At 49.7% G+C, this 19,288-nt stretch carries 12 protein-coding genes; 8 read left to right on the top strand and 4 right to left on the bottom strand.

From position 1 onward, the window contains the following. Positions 1-55: 55 nt before the first annotated feature. From ACO0K9_RS07400 to ACO0K9_RS07380, 5 genes are all read left to right on the top strand, one after another. The gene (locus ACO0K9_RS07400; protein WP_422983351.1) at positions 56-574 is read left to right on the top strand and encodes a hypothetical protein; all 519 of its coding nucleotides are present in this window, start codon (positions 56-58) and stop codon (positions 572-574) included. 267 nt (positions 575-841) lie between these two features. Then, the gene (locus tag ACO0K9_RS07395) at positions 842-2,947 is read left to right on the top strand and encodes a catalase (RefSeq protein WP_422983349.1); all 2,106 of its coding nucleotides are present in this window, start codon (positions 842-844) and stop codon (positions 2,945-2,947) included. 265 nt (positions 2,948-3,212) lie between these two features. Beyond that, positions 3,213-3,746 (top strand): hemerythrin domain-containing protein, encoded by a 534-nt coding sequence (locus ACO0K9_RS07390; RefSeq protein WP_422983347.1) that lies wholly within the window; start codon positions 3,213-3,215, stop codon positions 3,744-3,746. Between the two features lie 372 nt (positions 3,747-4,118). Further along, positions 4,119-5,243, top strand: coding sequence for a sensor histidine kinase (locus ACO0K9_RS07385; RefSeq protein WP_422983345.1), 1,125 nt, complete (start codon positions 4,119-4,121; stop codon positions 5,241-5,243). A 137-nt stretch (positions 5,244-5,380) separates the two neighbouring features. Continuing rightward, on the top strand, positions 5,381-5,842 hold the full coding sequence (locus ACO0K9_RS07380) for a response regulator (protein ID WP_422983343.1): 462 nt from the start codon (positions 5,381-5,383) through the stop codon (positions 5,840-5,842). A 544-nt stretch (positions 5,843-6,386) separates the two neighbouring features. Here the strand turns inward: ACO0K9_RS07380 and ACO0K9_RS07375 are convergent. Further along, complete coding sequence (locus ACO0K9_RS07375; RefSeq protein WP_422983341.1) at positions 6,387-7,994, bottom strand: response regulator; 1,608 nt, start codon at positions 7,992-7,994, stop codon at positions 6,387-6,389. Between the two features lie 321 nt (positions 7,995-8,315). On the opposite strand from ACO0K9_RS07375, the gene ACO0K9_RS07370 reads away from it, so the two are divergent. After that, the gene (locus ACO0K9_RS07370; RefSeq protein ID WP_422983339.1) at positions 8,316-14,597 is read left to right on the top strand and encodes a HAMP domain-containing protein; all 6,282 of its coding nucleotides are present in this window, start codon (positions 8,316-8,318) and stop codon (positions 14,595-14,597) included. A 490-nt stretch (positions 14,598-15,087) separates the two neighbouring features. Here the strand turns inward: ACO0K9_RS07370 and ACO0K9_RS07365 are convergent, their stop codons facing one another. The 3 genes from ACO0K9_RS07365 to budA all read right to left on the bottom strand — a co-directional run bounded on the left by ACO0K9_RS07365 (position 15,088) and on the right by budA (position 16,977). Then, entirely contained in the window at positions 15,088-15,297 is a 210-nt protein-coding gene (locus ACO0K9_RS07365; RefSeq protein ID WP_422983337.1) for a hypothetical protein, read from the bottom strand. A gap of 397 nt (positions 15,298-15,694) precedes the next feature. Next, complete coding sequence (locus ACO0K9_RS07360; protein ID WP_422983335.1) at positions 15,695-16,108, bottom strand: VOC family protein; 414 nt, start codon at positions 16,106-16,108, stop codon at positions 15,695-15,697. A gap of 86 nt (positions 16,109-16,194) precedes the next feature. Beyond that, complete coding sequence (budA, locus tag ACO0K9_RS07355) at positions 16,195-16,977, bottom strand: acetolactate decarboxylase (protein WP_422983333.1); 783 nt, start codon at positions 16,975-16,977, stop codon at positions 16,195-16,197. A gap of 284 nt (positions 16,978-17,261) precedes the next feature. Here budA and ACO0K9_RS07350 point away from each other — a divergent pair, with 284 nt between their 5' ends. Together ACO0K9_RS07350 and ACO0K9_RS07345 are read left to right on the top strand one after the other, a co-directional pair. Then, positions 17,262-17,603, top strand: coding sequence for an NIPSNAP family protein (locus tag ACO0K9_RS07350; protein ID WP_422983331.1), 342 nt, complete (start codon positions 17,262-17,264; stop codon positions 17,601-17,603). A 318-nt stretch (positions 17,604-17,921) separates the two neighbouring features. Continuing rightward, positions 17,922-19,238: a glycoside hydrolase family 28 protein gene (locus ACO0K9_RS07345; RefSeq protein WP_422983329.1), complete on the top strand. Its 1,317-nt coding sequence runs from the start codon at positions 17,922-17,924 to the stop codon at positions 19,236-19,238. Positions 19,239-19,288: the final 50 nt, after the last annotated feature.

Raw genomic sequence — 19,288 nt, 5'->3', positions numbered from 1 at the left:
CAGGAAGGCAAGGCAGGCAAGGCAGGCATGTAAATAACTCACCAAAGGAAATCAAATGAAAACCGCTATCTACTGTATCGCAACAAATCGTGTTCAAGCAGAAACCATCGTCGACAAGTTGAAAATTTCAGGATTTTCAAGTGCTGATATCTCGGTCTTGTTGCCTGATCAAACCGGTACCCGGGATTTTGCGCATGAGCAAAATACCAAATTGCCCGAAGGGGCCGCCACTGGCGGGATTGCAGGTATGGGTGTAGGCGCCATACTGGGTTGGTTGACAGGCATAGGTACGTTGGCAATCCCTGGCGTTGGTCCTTTCATTGCGGCTGGGCCTATTATGGCTGCATTGAGTGGTGCTGCGTTGGTGGGGGCGGCCGGCGGCCTCATTGGTGGCCTGGTGGGTATGGGTATTCCCGAATATGAAGCAAAATTATATGACGGAAAAATTCGCGGCGGCAACGTTCTTATCTCTGTGCATACCGATAATTCTGATCAAGCTGAAATTGCAAAAGACATTTACAAAAAAGCTGGCGCAGAAGACATCAACTCGACGTCCGAGGCCAGCGTCGCTTAAGGTTTTTTCGGGGTAACAGATTACTTGTATCGCAAGAACGGACTGTGTAAGCAGTCCGTTTTTTTTCTTGAACTTGAAATACAAAATTCACGAAAAAATCATTAGAAATAAAAGGGTATTTCTATTGCCAGCCTGCCCTGAATGTTCGCTTCCGAACAAATGATTCAGACATTTTGGTCTATCGTCAAATCAGAAAAAATTAAGCGTCGATCTGATCTATGTTTGATTTTTATTGTGTCCAACTCGTCCTTTTGTAGATTGCCTGCCATGTCTAAAACTAATACGACCATCGCCAATCCCGAAATACAGGAAACAAAAAATCTGACTACCACTTCGATTGGTAATGGGGGAGAACTACATCAGATTGCTGGAAATACTCATCCTGAACTGACAACCAATCAAGGGGTCGTGATTGCAGACGATCAAAATTCTCTCAAAGCCAGTGTCAGAGGACCGACTCTGCTGGAAGACTTTATCTTAAGAGAGAAAATTACCCATTTTGATCATGAGCGTATCCCGGAACGTGTCGTGCATGCACGTGGAACCGGTGCTCATGGATATTTTGAACTGACACATTCACTGGAAAAATATACCACCGCCAAAATCCTGACCGAAACAGGGCATCAGACCCCGGTGTTTAGCCGTATTTCCACGGTGGCGGGCGGCTCTGGCTCTGTTGATACGCCAAGAGACGTGCGCGGGTTCGCCGTCAAATTTTATACATCAGAAGGCAATTGGGACTTGGTCGGCAATAATATTCCAGTCTTCTTTATCCAGGATGCCATTAAATTTCCTGACCTTGTCCATGCGGTAAAAATGGAGCCTGATCGCGGTTTCCCGCAAGCGGCGACAGCGCACGATACATTTTGGGATTTTATTTCACTGACGCCAGAAGCCATGCATATGGTGATGTGGATCATGTCCGACCGCACGCTGCCTAGATCACTACGCATGATAGAAGGTTTTGGCGTGCATTCATTCCGCCTCATTAATGAGATGGGTGAATCTACCTTCGTGAAGTTCCACTGGCGCCCGAAGGCCGGGCTGCAGTCCACCGTTTGGGATGAGACAGTAAAAATTGCCGGTGCTGATCCTGACTTTCACAGGCGCGATTTCTTCGATGCCATCGGTGCCGGTGATTTCCCCGAATGGGAATTGGCAGTACAACTATTTACGCAAGAGGAAGCAGACGAATTCCCGTTTGACCATCTCGACGCAACCAAGCTCATTCCTGAAGAGCTGGTACCACTGACTGTGATTGGACGCATGGTGCTTGACAGGTGGCCGGACAATTTCTTTGCCGAGACGGAACAAGTCGCATTTTGCCCGTCGCATATTGTTCCCGGCATCGATTTTTCCAATGACCCTCTGTTGCAAGGGCGTTTATTTTCCTATCTGGATACCCAACTGTCCAGGCTGGGTTCAGCCAATTTCCATCAGATCCCCGTTAATGCGCCGAAGTGTCCGTTTGCCAATCACCAGCGTGATGGCCACATGCAAATGACGCACCCTACCGGCAGGGTTGCGTACGAACCAAATTCGTTGGCAAAAGATGCGCCACGCGAACAACCGGCGACAGGTTTTAACAGCATGGCAGAACCTGTGGCGGGTGACAAAGGCAGGATACGCCCAGAAAGTTTTACTGATCATTACAGTCAGGCACGCCAGTTTTTTGCCAGCCAGAACGACACTGAACAAGCACATATCGTTGCGGCGCTGGTTTTTGAGCTGTCAAAAGTCGCGCATCCGCATATACGCGAAGCAATGGTCGGCCATATGCTGCATATCAACGAAGAACTGGCGCGACGTGTTGCCACTGGCCTGGGCATCAAGGATTTGCCAGCGGCACCAGCTATCCCGGTAGCGGTACAAAATTTACCTGTGTCACCTGCATTGCGATTGATCGACAAGATGAAGGACACCCTGGCCGGCCGCGTGGTTGGTATTCTTATTGCCGAAGGCTCCGATGCCAAGACCCTGGAAAAACTCAAAGCGGCTGTTGCCAGTGCAGATGCCAAGTACAAAATTATTGCTCCACAGATTAATGGCATACACCTGTCTGATGGCAAGGAAGCCAAAGTGGACGGACAACTGGCAGGTAGTCCCTCGGTAATATTTGACGCAATCGCGCTTGTTCTCTCCAGCGAATCGGCAAAGAAACTGGAGCGAGATATGGCAGCCGGCGACTTTGTCAGGGATGCTTATAGCCACTTGAAAGCGATTGCTTATGATGCAGGTGGTGAGATCCTGTGGAATGCGGCAGGTATCAATAAAGACACCGCTGTTACATCGACAGATAATGTGAAAGACTTTCTGGCGGCGGCAAAAACACGGCAATGGGGTCGCGAGAAATTGGTCAGGCCATTGCTGTGAGAAGGCAACTCCCACAAAACGGTTACGGACCGGACATCAAGGAATCTTGCGTCCGCAAGCAGGATAAAACGCTATCTTTGGTTTCTGTCCTACACGGCTTCAGCGCAGCGGCTTACTCCCATTTACAGCACAGGTCTTAAGATGACCATACCTGCTCGCCTGAGCTTGTTTTACAACCAGCTCTTGGTTTTTGAATGCGGCCAGACAGGCAGGTTTATTGCACTCTCTCTTATTAATGACATAACAACGACATAAAGGAATCACCATGCGTACTGCGACACCCTCGGCCAAAGCCAAGCTTGTAGAAAACCCAGCTGTTATCGCTAAAAAGGCTGATGACACGACGGCACAAGATGCTATCAGCCTGCTTAAGCAAGACCATGAAAACGTGAAGGCATTGTTCAGTAAATTCGACAGTCTGGGCGACGGCGCTTTAGTCAGCAAGAAGAAAATTGTTGCCCAGATCTGCCTGGAATTGACCAAGCACACCATTGCCGAAGAAGAGATTTTCTATCCAGCCATGCGTGAGATCGGTGAAGATACCAAGGACATGATGGATGAAGCCAATGTCGAACACGCTGCTGCCAAGGACCTGATTACACAGATCCTGGCGATGGAGCCTGGTGACGATCTCTATGATGCCAGAGTCAAAGTCTTATCTGAACAAATTGAGCACCATGTACAGGAAGAAGAAGGTGAGATGTTCCCCAGAGCAAAAAAAGCAAAGCTGGACCTGATGGCCCTGGGCGAAGCGATACAGGAGCGTAAGGATGAAATTGACCTGCCCCCCCTGCAATAAGTAAAGTAACACCAGGACCCAGGGTATGAAAGAGCTTCTTTCCTGCCCGAAGTTCTTAAATGTTGTGTCTGGGGTATCGCCATCAAGAACAGCTGTGCCACCCAGGATTGAGTTCAGAATTTTTTTGGGTGCAGTGATGATTACCCGGGTTTTTAAATTTTCGCCTTGATGACTCGTCAGATTGATTGGGAGCGGGAAGTTCCAGCGTCTGCGCGGGCTAAGTGCGCTGAATGTGTTCTAGCGCACAGATTTATTAAGGACAAGACTCCACCATCATGGCATGCGTCTCACTTTCTTGACGTAAATCCCCATAACGGCATTTCTCGCCGTAGGCCTGCAATTGACAGGCATGGGATACCTGCGAGGTCTACCATGATGCACGAATTTTTGATCGCCCATCGTGCGGAGCTTGAGCGTAGATGCCGCGAAAAAGTGTTAGCCAGATCTGGTGGATCCCCGAACAAGCAACAACTGGAACAAGGTATTCCTATGTTCCTGGATCAACTCATACGTACATTACAGGCGGAACACCGGGGCCGCGCGATTGAGGCACTGGCTGTATCAGGTTCGGCATTAGGCGACCCTCATCGGCGCGCTGAACTAGGCGTAACCGCTGCAATTCATGGAGCCGATCTTCTGACGCTGGGCTATTCGATTAATGAGGTAGTGCATAATTACGGTGATCTTTGTCAGGCTGTATCGGATTTGTCGATTGACCTTAAGGAGAAATTTGAGGTCAGTGAGTTCCGTACGCTCAATCGCTGCCTTGACAATGGTATCGCAGACGCTGTGACGGCATTTAGTGAACACCGCGACCTGGTGATCGCGGATGAACAGGCTTTGGAGGCGAACCAGCGTTTGGGATTTTTCGCTCATGAGCTTCGCAACTACTTGCACACGGCAATGCTGGCGCTAGCGGCCATCAAGTCTGGCAATGTGGGTCTGACTGGCTCTACCGGAGCCGTACTGGATCGCAGTATGGTGGGGCTTCGAGGACTGATTGACCGTTCTCTCGCTGAAGTCCGCATAGGGCCCGGTATGACGCTGCACCGCGTAGTTTTCAATCTTGCCAATTTTATTGGAGAAGTACAATATTCCTCTTCGCTCGAAGCTGAACTACACCAGTGCAACTTCAATGTTGAACAAACTCCTCCCCTATTGATGGTCAATGCTGACAAGGATTTGCTGTTCTCGGCGCTGGGCAATCTGTTGCAGAACGCATTCAAATTTAGTGGCAAAGGTGGTGTCGTCACGCTTGACGTCGACGCTACTGTTGACCGCATACGCATCAATGTCAAAGACAGTGGGCCAGGACTGAGCGAGGATGCTAGCCACAATATATTTTTGCCGTTCACGCAGAGTGGTTCCAACAAAAGCGGCCTGGGACTGGGACTCTCCATCGCACGGCGCAGTGTCGAAGCGAACGACGGCTTGCTGACGGTGAAAAGCCAACCCGGCCAAGGTTGCGTGTTCACTATCGATTTGCCTCGACGATGATTGAAAAATTGAATGATGTTTCCTTTTATAATTTATTGAAATAATGAAAAAAACTTCGATCCAGATAGATAAATTGAACGCAGGTGATCCTGCGTATACCATGTTGCCAGAGCTGCTTTCAACCCCAATAGGTAATCATGGTAAAGTCAAATCCTGATAAAGGGCACGAAACTTCCCTCATTATTGAGCCTGCCAGTGAGCTTGCCAATGAGCCTGCCAATGAGTTTGCCAGTCCGGCTGGGTCAGGCTTGCGTATTCTGGTTGTAGAAGATAATCAGGATTTGCTGGAAATGCTATGTGAAATGCTGGATATGACAGGGCATTTCCCTACCCCTGCTGCGACTGGGGAAAACGCTTTGGAATTACTGCGGCAACAGCGTTTTGACGTACTGCTGACAGATATCAATTTACCCAAAATGTCGGGTATCGCCCTGGGAAAACAAGCTATGCTGGATGCACCAGAGATGCATATTGTTTTTTCATCCGGTCATGGCCCTCATATTCATACTTATCTGAATTTCCGCTGCCATGTGTTGACCAAGCCGTATGAATTGAGTCAGATTCAGCAGCTACTTGATGGATTTTCCGTGTCGTCGTGATAGGGAAAACCGGTGTTATGAACGACGTACACTAAAGATTCCATTGCTTGATGCACTTTGATCACTACCGGGACGGTAACAATTTCCTATAAATTGGCTCTTTAATTGTCGGAGTTATCTTGCTCTATTTAATGTGTGGTTTGAATACGCAGGCGGAATAGCGCCAGCAGCTTCAGATTTGATCCATGTCGGGTGTGTTGGAAGGGGCAACCCAGAGTATTCCCTGGATTTACCAATTTGAGGAAACTTGACCTGCTGGACCTGAACTTCATTTTATTTTTCATGATAAGCACCGACCGCAGTTGACTAAATGAGATGACCAATCTTAAAGTCACTCAGGCGCGCCGCATATCAGTGGGCCCCTACCAGTCGTGTAGGAGGGGGACGACAAAGTAAGCTGAGCTTGACCAAGCCAGTTACAATGGCTTGATTATGGAATCGGACAAATACAGAAATGCGTCTGTGCACATGTAGCTACATATACCTGTGCATATATATCAGGCAGATTGGAATTTTAACTTCAGGCAAAGATCTGAGCTTTTTTTCAGGCAACTTGAAGAGTTTCTATGGCAAGCATAAGTTGCTGGAGTTTTAAAGGTTTGACGAAGTGGGCATCAAAGCCGGCTTCCATCGTCAGTCTATGGTCTTCACCGAGCCCATAACCGGTCAGTGCAATTAAGTACATGCCCTTGGTATCTTTATCACTGCGTAAGCGTCGTGCCACCTCATAACCATCCATGCCTGGCAATCCGATATCGATAAGGGCAATACCAGGCTTTTCCTCTTTCGCCAGGATGAGTCCCTCGGCCCCGGTCGCCGCATCAAGAACCTGAAACCCGTGCGCCTTGAGTAACTGTGTGGTCATTTCACGGGCATCTTCATTATCTTCAATCAGCAGCAGCTTCCTGGTCGTTTTCAGACTTCGAACCTCGTTAAGCTCAGGTGAGGGCCGGCTCTTCATATCCTGGGGTAATACGATAGAAAAAGTGCTGCCCAGATTTTCACCTTCGCTATGGGCGAGGATGTCGCCTCCGTGCAATTCAACCAATTGCTTAACCAGGGCCAGGCCTATACCGAGGCCGCCTCTAGCACGGTCCAGGGAATGTTCTCCCTGGACGAAAACATTAAAAATGCGGGGGAGCAAGTCTTTGCTAATACCTATTCCCGAGTCGGTGATCGTCAATTTTGTGGCACCCTTGCATACGGAATTTTTGATGCTGATGGTTCCACCCGCGGGGGTGTATTTGATGGCATTGTCCAACAAATTGGTAATGATTTGCTCTACACGAGTAGGATCTGCGTCTATCCACGTATCGATAGGATCAATACTCCATTGGTAATTGTCAACCGCGCGACTGGCCCTTAGGCTATCCAGGCAGGACAAGACAACTTCGCCGAGATTGACTGCAGTTTTGTTGAGAACGATTTTTCCGGCCATCACTCTCCCCAAATCCAGCAAATCATCGACTATACGCGTCAGATGGAGTGATTGTCTTGAGAGGATTTTTTTTGCACGCTCCACGCTATCTGCTTTTGCGCCCGGAAATCCTATGATGGATGCGGCGCTGGTGATTGCGCTTAAAGGATTGCGCAACTCGTGACCAAGCATGGCCAGGAATTTATCTTTCGCTTCATTTTGTTTAACAGCGATTTTTCTTTCTTTTATTTCACGCTGAAGTTTGTCATTTGCAGCCTGTAAATCCTGCGTACGAAGACCAAGAACCTCTGTTTGCGCTTTCAATTCCTGATTTTTTTTTGCCAGCGAAACAAATACGGATACCTTCGCTTGTAAGACCTGGGGAATGACGGGGGTGAAAAGATAGTCTACGGCTCCTTGCTGGTACGCTCTTAATTTATTCAGATCGTCGACCAGAAAAGCGGTAATGAAAATAATCGGTATCGAAGAGGAGCGTGCGCGCTTGTGTATCGCTTCTGCGGTTTCGAATCCATCCATGCCGGGCATGTTGACATCCAGCAGTATCACGGCAAAGTCATTCAGCAATACATGACGCAGTGCGTCCTCGCCAGATTTCGCGGTAACGACCAGGCAATTATTCTCATCAGCCCAACTCGTGAGCAGCCCGCTTAAGGCAAACAAACTCGCCGTATCGTCATTGACCACCAGAATCTTAGGTTTATATTTTTCTTGCACGGGTTTCCTCGCCGGCAGGATTTCCAGTTGGAGACATTTTCACCATTATATAAATATTCAATTGTCACGAATCTTTAAATTTGAAGTAAATTATGGCATCGTATCTCATTTTAAGGAAAGAAAAATACCTGGATATTTTTGAAAAGGTGTTTGCGGATTTTTTACTACTGCTTTCCCCGCATATTGCAGTGCAAGTTACATGCGTTATTTTGATATTGCCTGGGGGACACTACATCAATTCCAGTCAAATTCTTGCAGAAAAAGGGCAAGACAGTTGGTTGGGTAACATTTGCTATCAATCTTATTGCATAAAAGGCCCGAATGAACATGCTCACTGACATCTCAGAAACACTAGATTCCAAGCTATTGCTCGCTGCACTGACGGCGCTCAAGAAGGGTGATTTCTCAGTCAAAATGCCGTCTGACCTGACTGGCCTCAACGGCAAGATCGCCGATACCTTGAATGAGATTATCGAAAATAGCTCATCGATGACGCAAGGCATTCTCAGCGTCAGTCAATTAGTTGGTCAGGAAGGTCGCTTGTTGCAGCGTGCTTCTTCCGTACGGGCTGAAGGTGACTGGGGAACGATCGTCAATTCTGTCAATTCACTGATTGATGATCTGGTCCGTCCCACCACAGAAATGGCAAGGGTGATTGGTGCGGTGGCAAAAGGTGATCTTTCCCAAAGCATGGCACTGGAAGTCGATGGGCGCGCCTTGCAAGGGCAATTCCTCAGCGCCGCAACTACGGCTAACACGATGGTCAGTCAGCTCAGTTCTTTTGCGTCAGAAGTGACCCGCGTGGCGCGTGAGGTCGGCACTGAAGGTAAGCTTGGTGGTCAGGCGAATGTCCCTAGCGTGGCAGGTATCTGGAAAGACTTGACTGACTCGGTCAATTCCATGGCGGGTAATTTGACTTCACAGGTGCGCAATATCGCCGAAGTGACCACTGCCGTGGCAAACGGTGACTTATCCAAGAAGATCACGGTTGACGTGCGCGGTGAGATCCTGCAACTGAAAGATACTATCAACACCATGGTCGATCAGTTGCGGTCTTTTGCATCTGAGGTCACGCGAGTGGCACGCGAGGTGGGTACCGAAGGCAAGCTAGGTGGCCAGGCATATGTACCAGGCGTAGGCGGTACCTGGAAGGACCTGACCGATAACGTCAATTTCATGGCATCCAACCTGACGGGGCAGGTACGCAATATCGCCGAAGTGACAACAGCGGTGGCGAATGGAGACTTATCCAAGAAAATCGCGGCGGATGCCAAGGGTGAGATTTTGCAATTAAAAGATACCATTAACGTCATGGTGGATCAGCTCAGCTCGTTTGCGTCTGAAGTGACGCGGGTGGCAAGGGAGGTTGGTACCGAAGGCAAACTCGGTGGACAGGCGCAGGTCAAGGGTGTAGGCGGTACATGGAAAGATTTGACTGACTCTGTTAATTCCATGGCGGGTAACCTGACAGGCCAGGTACGTAATATCGCGGAAGTGACAACAGCGGTGGCCAACGGGGACTTATCGAAGAAAATCACGGTGGACGTGAAAGGGGAAATTCTTGAACTGAAAAACACTATCAACGTGATGGTGGATCAATTGAATTCGTTTGCATCTGAAGTAACCCGTGTGGCACGCGAAGTGGGTACTGAGGGAAAACTCGGTGGACAGGCAAACGTGCCCGGCGTAGCGGGTACCTGGAAAGATCTGACCGATTCGGTCAATTCCATGGCAGGTAATCTGACAGGGCAGGTAAGGAATATTGCCGACGTGACGACAGCGGTGGCGAATGGCGACTTGTCCAAGAAAATTACTGCGGATGCCAAAGGCGAAATTCTGGAGTTGAAAAACACCATCAACGTCATGGTGGATCAGCTCAGTTCTTTTGCGTCTGAAGTGACCAGGGTGGCCCGCGAAGTGGGCACCGAGGGTGAATTGGGCGGACAGGCGAATGTGCCTGGGGTGGCGGGTACCTGGAAAGATCTGACCGATTCGGTCAATTCCATGGCAGGTAACCTGACGGGGCAGGTGAGGAATATTGCCGACGTGACGACTGCGGTGGCGAATGGTGACTTGTCCAAGAAAATTACTGCGGATGCCAAAGGTGAAATTCTGGAACTGAAAAACACCATCAACGTCATGGTGGATCAGCTCAGCTCTTTTGCATCTGAAGTAACGCGTGTGGCGCGTGAGGTGGGTACGGAAGGTGTCTTGGGTGGCCAGGCGAATGTGCCTGGGGTCGCGGGTACCTGGAAGGATTTGACGGATAATGTCAACTTCATGGCATCCAATTTGACGGGTCAGGTGCGTAATATCGCCGATGTGACGACGGCGGTGGCGAAAGGTGATTTGTCGAAAAAAATTACGGTCGACGTCAAAGGCGAAATTCTGGAACTGAAAAACACCATTAACGTCATGGTGGATCAGCTTAGTTCGTTTGCGTCTGAAGTGACCCGCGTGGCGCGTGAAGTTGGTACGGAAGGCAAGCTGGGTGGACAGGCATTTGTGAAAGGGGTCGGCGGCACCTGGAAGGATCTGACGGACAACGTCAACTTCATGGCGTCCAATCTGACTGGTCAGGTGCGTAACATTGCCGAAGTGACGACGGCGGTAGCGAATGGTGATTTGTCGAAGAAAATCACGGCCGACGTCAAGGGTGAAATTCTCCAGTTGAAAAACACCATCAACGTCATGGTGGATCAGCTCAGTTCTTTTGCGTCTGAAGTGACCCGTGTGGCGCGTGAAGTTGGTACAGAAGGCAAGCTGGGTGGGCAGGCGAATGTGCCCGGCGTTGCTGGTACCTGGAAGGACTTGACAGATTCGGTGAACTCCATGGCAGGTAATCTGACTTCACAGGTGCGCAATATTGCCGACGTGACGACAGCGGTGGCGAATGGTGACTTATCCAAGAAAATTACCGTGGACGTGCGTGGCGAGATTTTGCAACTGAAAGACACCATCAATACTATGGTCGATCAGCTCAATTCCTTTGCCTCTGAAGTCACACGGGTGGCGCGTGAGGTGGGTACTGAGGGACGTCTGGGGGGCCAGGCGAATGTGCCCGGCGCTTCCGGCACCTGGAAGGATTTGACGGATAATGTCAACTTCATGGCGTCCAACCTGACTGGCCAGGTACGTAATATTGCCGACGTGACGACTGCGGTGGCGAATGGTGACTTATCCAAGAAAATTACGGTGGACGTAAAAGGTGAAATTCTTGAATTAAAAGACACCATCAACGTCATGGTGGATCAGTTGAGTTCCTTCGCTTCAGAAGTGACACGGGTAGCACGCGAAGTGGGCACAGAAGGCAAGCTCGGCGGGCAAGCGCAAGTGAAGGGCGTTGGTGGCACCTGGAAAGACTTGACAGAAAACGTCAATTTCATGGCGGCGAATCTCACAGCACAGGTCCGCGGCATTGCGGGTGTGGTGACAGCCGTGGCGAATGGTGACCTTAAAAAGAAACTGACTGTCGCCGCACAGGGTGAAATTGCCTCGCTGGCCAATACCATCAATGAAATGACGGACACGCTGGCCGTGTTCGCGGATCAGGTGACTACGGTTGCGCGTGAGGTCGGTGTCGAAGGTAAGCTCGGTGGCCAGGCCAGTGTGCCCGGCGCATCTGGCACCTGGAAAGACTTGACTGAAAACGTCAACCAGCTTGCTGCCAACCTGAGTACACAGGTTCGTGCCATCGCGGAAGTGGCAACCGCAGTGACGCGGGGTGACTTGTCACGCTCTATTCAGGTCAAGGCGCGTGGTGAAGTGTCCGACTTGAAAGACAATATTAATGAAATGATCCGTAACCTCAAAGAAACGACACAGAAGAATGCTGAACAGGATTGGCTCAAGACTAATCTGGCACGCTTTACCCGTTTGCTGCAAGGCCAGCGTGATCTGAGTACGGTCACCAAGCTGATCCTGTCTGAACTGGCTCCGCTGGTTTCTGCCCACCATGGGGTGTTCTACATGATGGACTCCAATAACGACGCCTCCTTGTTGGAAATGATCGCCAGTTATGGTTACCGTTCCAGTAGTAAATTACCGACTTCGTTCCTGCCGGGCGAAGGCCTGGTAGGACAGTGTGCACTGGAGAAAAGCAGGGTCTGGCTAACGAATGTGCCGCGCGACTATATCAAGGTGTCTTCCGGCCTTGGCTCTGCACCACCTACCAATATTGTGGTCTTACCTATTTTGTTTGAGCAGCAGGTCAAAGCGGTGATCGAGATTGCTTCGCTCGATAAATTCACGCAGACACATATGGGTTTTCTCGATCAGTTGATGGAATCTATTGGCGTCGTGTTGCATACCATCGAAGCTAATAGCCGTACTGAGAGTCTGCTGACACAGTCCCAGTCATTGGCGCAAAAGTTGCAACAGACTAATCAGGAGCTGGCAGAAAAAGCCAGTCTGCTGTCCGATCAGAACATTGAGGTGGAACGTAAAAACCGGGAGGTGGAGCAAGCCAAACTGGCACTGGAAGAAAAAGCGACTCAGTTGGCTTTGTCATCCAAATACAAATCCGAATTCCTGGCCAATATGTCACATGAGTTGCGTACGCCACTGAACAGTTTGTTGATCCTGGCCCAGCAATTAAGTGATAATCCGCAGGGTAATCTATCTGGAAACCAAGTGGAATTCGCCAGGACCATCTTTGGTTCTGGTAGTGATTTACTGACGCTGATCAACGATATTCTGGATTTGTCGAAGATAGAATCCGGTACCGTCACACTGGAACTCAGCGAATCGCGCCTGTCCATACTGGCCTCTTATGTCGAGCGCACTTTCCGTCACATGGCAGAAGCCAAGAATATCAATTTTTCGATTACTCTGGATCAAGGTTTGCCAGCTGCTATTAAAACCGATACCACACGCTTGCAGCAGATTTTAAAAAACCTGTTATCCAATGCCTTCAAATTTACTTCTCGCGGTGAAGTGCGGCTCAGCATTGGTGTCGTGCAGTCAGGCTGGACACCGGATCTGCCCCAGTTAAGCCATGCAGATGCCGTGCTGGCATTCTCGGTAGCTGACACGGGTGTTGGTATCGCCAGTGACAAATTGCAATTGATTTTTGAGGCGTTCCAGCAGGCAGACGGTAGTACGGCACGTAAATACGGTGGTACAGGACTGGGGCTTTCCATTAGTCGCGAACTTGCGCGTTTATTGGGAGGGGAAATCCGCGTTACCAGTATAGTCGGGCGAGGTAGCACATTTACCCTGTTCTTGCCATACAGCGGTGGGGGGCTGATTAGTCCGATGCCACACCAAAGCACGATCTCAACGCCTCCCACACTGACCAGGGTGTTAGAAACACCCGCGAGTTCTGCTGACGGCTCGGTGCATCCTGTCACTAGCGAAGCAGCGACGATGAGCCTGAACTATGCTGACGGTGAGGCTGCATTCGATGACAGGAATATGATTGCCAGCGGGGACCCAGCGCTATTGATCGTTGAGGATGATGCCAGGTTTTCTGCGATTTTACTCGCTTTCGCCAGAGAGAAAGGCTTCAAGGGTATAGTCAGCCAACGTGGCGATGCGGCGTTGACGCTGGCACGCGATTACAGTCCGACTGCGATTTTGCTCGATATGGATTTGCCGGACTGCGATGGTTTTACCGTGCTCGACCGTCTGAAACGCGACCCCGGCACCCGGCATATCCCCGTGCATATCATGTCCAACGCAAATGAGCGCGAGCGTGGTCTGCTACATGGTGCCATTTCTTATCTTACCAAACCGATCAGGCGCGAGAGACTGGAAGAAGAGTTCAACCGCATTCAACAATTTCTGATTCGCGGTAAGCGCAGTTTGCTGGTAGTGGAAGATGAAGAATTGCAACGTGCCCATATTGTAGAGTTGATAGGGGAGCATGATGTGCAGATCACTGCTGTAGAGAGTGGCCAGAAAGCGCTGGACGCACTAAAAAGCACGCATTTTGATTGCATGGTATTGGATCTGACTTTGCCTGATATTGACGGTTTTGAGTTACTGGACATCATCAGCAAGGATAAAAAACTCAGAGATTTGCCGGTGATTATCTATACAGCCAAGGAATTGTCACGCAAGGAAGTCACAAAGATACGCAAGGTCGCGAAAACCATTGTGGTTAAAGATGCCCGTTCTCCAGAGCGCCTGCTTGATAAGACGGCACTTTTCCTCCATCGGTCGCCAGCCGATTTACCCGAGTTGCAAAGACGCATGCTGGAAGACATGCATGCATCCGATCGCAGCCTGGCAGGACGTAAAGTGCTTGTCGTTGACGATGATTTACGTAACATCTTTGCCCTGACGACAGTATTGGAAAGGCAGGACATGCGGGTCGTCTTTGCGGAAAATGGCAGGGATGGCATAGAGTTGCTGGAACAGGACTCCGATATCGAAATAGTCTTGATGGATATCATGATGCCGGAAATGGATGGCTACGACACCATGCGCGCCATCAGGAAAATACCCAAGTTCAAAAGCATGCCTATCATCACCCTGACTGCCAAGGCCATGAAAGGAGACCGGGACAAATGCTTTGCGGCGGGGGCGTCCGATTATATTACCAAGCCGGTGGATAGTGCGCAGTTACTGTCATTGATGCGTGTCTGGCTGACGGAATAAAGCAGGTATCTGATGAACGCATTAAAAGTCGAAGATATCGAACTTGATATGCTGCTGGAAGCCATCTACCGCTATCGCGGTGATGTCTGTGTGCTGGTTTCATGCTTGTCATGTCTCAATCTGATTTCTTAGATTGAGTGTCAGAGTAAAGCACTATTGTGCCGTGCTGTATCGGACTTTTTGACGTTCTGTGGTAGGAGAGTGGCTAATCACGGCAGGCAAAGAGCATCGTTGTCAAGGGGTGCGTGACATAGAAAAGATGCAGCAAAAACTGACAGTACCCCTCAATGGAGATAAATACATGGGGATAAATACATGCGGACAAATACATGGCGACGCTAACAGGCTTGGAAATAGTGAAGCATCATGATGCAGACCACGCGGGTATGAATCAGTTTCAAATTTCCAAGCCTGTCCTTTCATTCAGCGACTGTAGCAATTAAACACTGATTGCGCAGTCGCAGCCATTCAGATTGAATGGCAAAAAGAGTTAACGATTCTTGGAATCCGAACTGGATTTGGAATCGTTACGTTGCGAGTTGCCAGCGCTGTTATTGCCGCCGGTAGATTTGGAACTCTGGTTCGAGCCCTGGGTGTCATTTTTGTGGCTTTGTTGACCGGCTTTCACATGTTGCTCATGCGTGCCGCCTTGTGAATTACCTGATTTCTGAGATTGGTTGTTGTTTGCTTGAGAGGGCATACTTAACTCCTTAAAGTTTTCCGCTGAATGCCGCGGCTGCATTTCACTGATCGTTTGCAATCAGTAAGGCCATGATAGGTGCAATACTTTTGGGAGGGAGTAGGACCAGCGTAGGAGAGTGCGCACTATCCATGTCAGAAGATGAAGCGGTAAATTTGTGCGGGCGTAGTTTCATTCCGCAATGTTAAAGCAGATATTTCGCAATCCTTGCCAAGGCATTTTACTTTTACAAACCCATCTTCAATGGGGGGGCTTGGCAACAACAGATTGACGTTACCTATCCATAATCTACTTACTGTTCACTTATCTGTGTAGTGGAGTTTTGGAGTTTTGGATGTCTTACCTGTCACCGATACATGTTTTGCAGGTTTCAGGCAGTACTTGTGACTGCGCCTGCCTATGCTTGTGACACATTCACCATCCATGACAAACCAAAGCGATCGACTACCATGCCGGACAATGATGACCAGAAAGTTTTTGCCAGTGGCATTTGCACCTGTCCACCATTGCTGAGTGCAGCAAACAGGTGTTTGGCCTCATCATCGTCTTTGGCCCCAAGATTAAGTGTTATGCCCTTGAAATCCGGTTGACTCAAGGTGTCGATACCGTCCGTTAACATCAGTGTGGTTTCGCCGATGCGAAATGAAGCATGCATGATTTTTTCTGGATCAGAAGAGACAGTGCGTAGAACCGGGTCTGGGCTGTCTTTCCAGCGTATCATGACGATCAGTTCGGCACCGAGTGCTTCGGTATAAAATTTGAGTGCTTGTTCGCTATGACCACCAAAGGCCAGAATGGCTTCAACTTGCATGATAATTTCCCTCACTTTTCCGTTAAAGAAGGTGTGACAGCAGGTCAGAACTCCTGGGCTGGCTGTATTGCAGGTTGTGCCAGTTTTTAATCCTTACGCAAGCCCTCAACCGCCTTCAATTCTTTCGCACGATCAACAGTTTGATTGCTTGTGGCAAATAGTTTGTTAGCCGGCAGTTTGATTTCAATATCAGATACGGCACCTACCTTGATCACACCCTGGCTGAGGTTGAGGGCCAGTACGTGGCCGCCAGCTTTGTGGTCGTTGGAAAGATAGTGCCAGTGATAACCGGGTACATTAAAGCCCTTGGAAAAACCGGGGCTGCGAAAGGCTACCAGTACGCCATTAGTATTGGTGAAGTTGAACAGGGTCTGTGTCTTGGTGACTTCGGCCAGTGGTTTGTAGGGCTTGTCCTGTGGCGCAATGGCGCGTGTGGTCAACTGTTTAAAATCACCCTCTACCCGGATCGCATAGAAAAGATTTTTATTTTCCAGGCGCTGATCCAGCATGTCTTCCAGTTCTTTCATGCTGGTTTCTTTACTGACCTCATAGCGATAGTCGGTGTTGAATCTGGTGACCACAGCGAAGGGTGTCAATTGCGTGCCGCTGGCTTTTACCACGGTGCCATCGGCTTTGAACTGGAACACCTCACCGTCGAGGACGATCATCTCCCCATCCACCCGGTTGAAGGTGCCAATACCAAAATCACCCTTGAGTTTGAGCTCATCGACTGTCAGTTCACCTTCATAGGCACCCGCCAGCAATGCGTCTATGGTGGAGTAATGAAACGCTTTGCGTTCCTGTGGTGTTTGCGCGCAGCTTAATGTTGCAACGAGGAAAAGCAGGGATGCAAGACTCAGATTTTTCATGGTTTCAATGGATGATAGTGTTGCGATAGCAGGGGGTAGAAAAGACGTGCGCCATATATTAACCCAGGATAAGTTTACTATATGGTCAAATAGGTAATTGTGGATTGTGCTGCAAAAACCGACAAAAGGCACGTTTTAAAATGATGGCGGGTTTTTGCTGAATGGACATACTGAACTCGAACTATAGGAAGACGCGACTGTCTGAGACTCTATGGAACTGTCTTGACTGTCTGACATTGGCAAGCAAGCGGACTGCGTGTGTCCATAAAACATCGGTGATCATCATGAAACGATTAATTGAAATACGGACTTATCGCCTGAAACCAGGTACGGCCGAGGCCTTCCATCAGGCGGTACATAGTCTGGCAGTACCCATGCTGAAGAGCTGGCACATGGATGTTGTTGCTTACGGGCATACAAACCATGAAGAGGCCAGCTATTTCTTGATACGCTCCTATGAAAGCCGTGAGGCACTGGAGCGGGAGCAGAATGATTTTTATAGTTCCAGCGAGTGGAAAGATGGCCCCAGGAAAGAATTGGTGGATCGCATAGACAGTTATCTGAACACGCTGATCTGGCTGTCGGCTGAAGCGATTGACAGTATGCGGGAATTGAATCAAGCCTGAGCCTACCTTGCTTTGCTACAAATCTGCAACTTTGTGGTATTCAGGAATTGTGAAAACCACCAAATCGAATAACGATTCTTCCTAGCTGTGACCAAAGCAATGGGCTGTTTCATTTTCATCTGATAAGCTTTTTGAACTTGAATCAGACTTGGTGCTGATCATGCAAAAGCAATTTGCAATACTATAAAATATAGTCAACCGTGCAACCTCGGCCATCGCTTAGCAGTGGTCCTCGTTTTAACGGCAGGGAGTACGCGAGGTGCTCCAGTTAAACGTCATGCCGCAGGCATGTGCGTTAGTGATAACTGGAGACTGGCAATGTACCGTTTTACTTCCGTTCGAATTCATCAACCTGGCCTGAACGTGCAGGGTTTGCTTGGCCTAATCGCACTTGCTTTATGGGCCAATGTGGCCCAGGCGCAAGACACACGCGACGTGCATGAACCCGTGATGCCACCAACCTGCGCAGTGTTGCAGGCAGAACCAGCGACACCCAATCGTAACGATGCGCCGCGCATTCAGGCCGCGATGGACAAATGTACGCCAGGCCAGGCGGTGCATTTGGCACCCGGCAATGGCAATACGTCGTTCACTTCTGGCCCGTTGAAGCTGCGTTCTGGCGTAACGCTGGCGGTCGATGCTGGCACAACTTTGTATGCCAGCACCAATCCTTTGCTGTTTGATCGTGGTACAAAAACCTGTGGTATCAACGATGCTGCGGGCAAAGGTTGCCTGCCATTTATCACTGTCGAAGGTGTACGGGGCGCTGGTATCATGGGCGAGGGTGTCATCGATGGCCAGGGTGGACAACTGATTGAGGGCAAGAGTGAGACGTGGTGGCAAATTGCACGCCGGGCGCAGAAAGAAAAGCAGCGCCAGAATGTGCCGCGCCTAATCCAGTTGGACAAGGTGCAGGATTTCACCATGTACCGTATCACCTTGCGTAATTCACCGAATTTCCATGTGGCGATGAATCGTGTCGATGGCTTTACGGCCTGGGGTATCCGCATCGATACCCCGCATGATGCACGCAATACCGATGGCATAGATCCGGGTGCATCGCGCAATGTGACGATTGCGTATAGCCACATCCGCACGGGTGACGACAATGTCGCCATCAAAGCCGGCAGCAGCGGGCCTAGCGAAAACATTTCCGTCCTGCATAACCACTTCTATAGCGGCCATGGGATGTCCATAGGCAGTGAAACCAATGGTGGTGTACGCAACGTGCTGGTCGAAGACCTGGTGATGGATGGAACCACGTCTGGCTTGCGCATAAAGAGTAATGACAGGCGCGGCGGCATCGTCTCTGGCATCGTGTATCGCGATGTCTGTCTGCGCGACATACGCTGGCCGCTGTACATCAATACGCAATATGAACCAGGTCCATCGGGCGATTTGATTCCTTCCTATACCGATATCCGCATGGAGCGCGTGCACAGCCTGACCCCGGGGCAAGTGATCTTGCAAGGGTATGACGAGCAACGTCCACTGCAACTGGGATTGAAGGATGTGGTGGTGGATGGCAACCCGGTGGTCAAGCTTGAATTCGCCAAATTGACGGGGCAACTGAATGCAGCGGGAGCGCAGGCGGTCAATTGCACAGAACGCTTCGTGCCGTTTCCACAATCATGATGCAAGAGCCTCAGTCGCCAGTTTAATGACTGCTACTGGCTGAGGCTTCT

It is taken from the genome of Undibacterium sp. Ji50W, from assembly GCF_049340445.1.
Taxonomy (GTDB): Bacteria; Pseudomonadota; Gammaproteobacteria; order Burkholderiales; family Burkholderiaceae_D; genus Undibacterium.
This window is presented reverse-complemented; position numbering and strand designations above follow the sequence as displayed.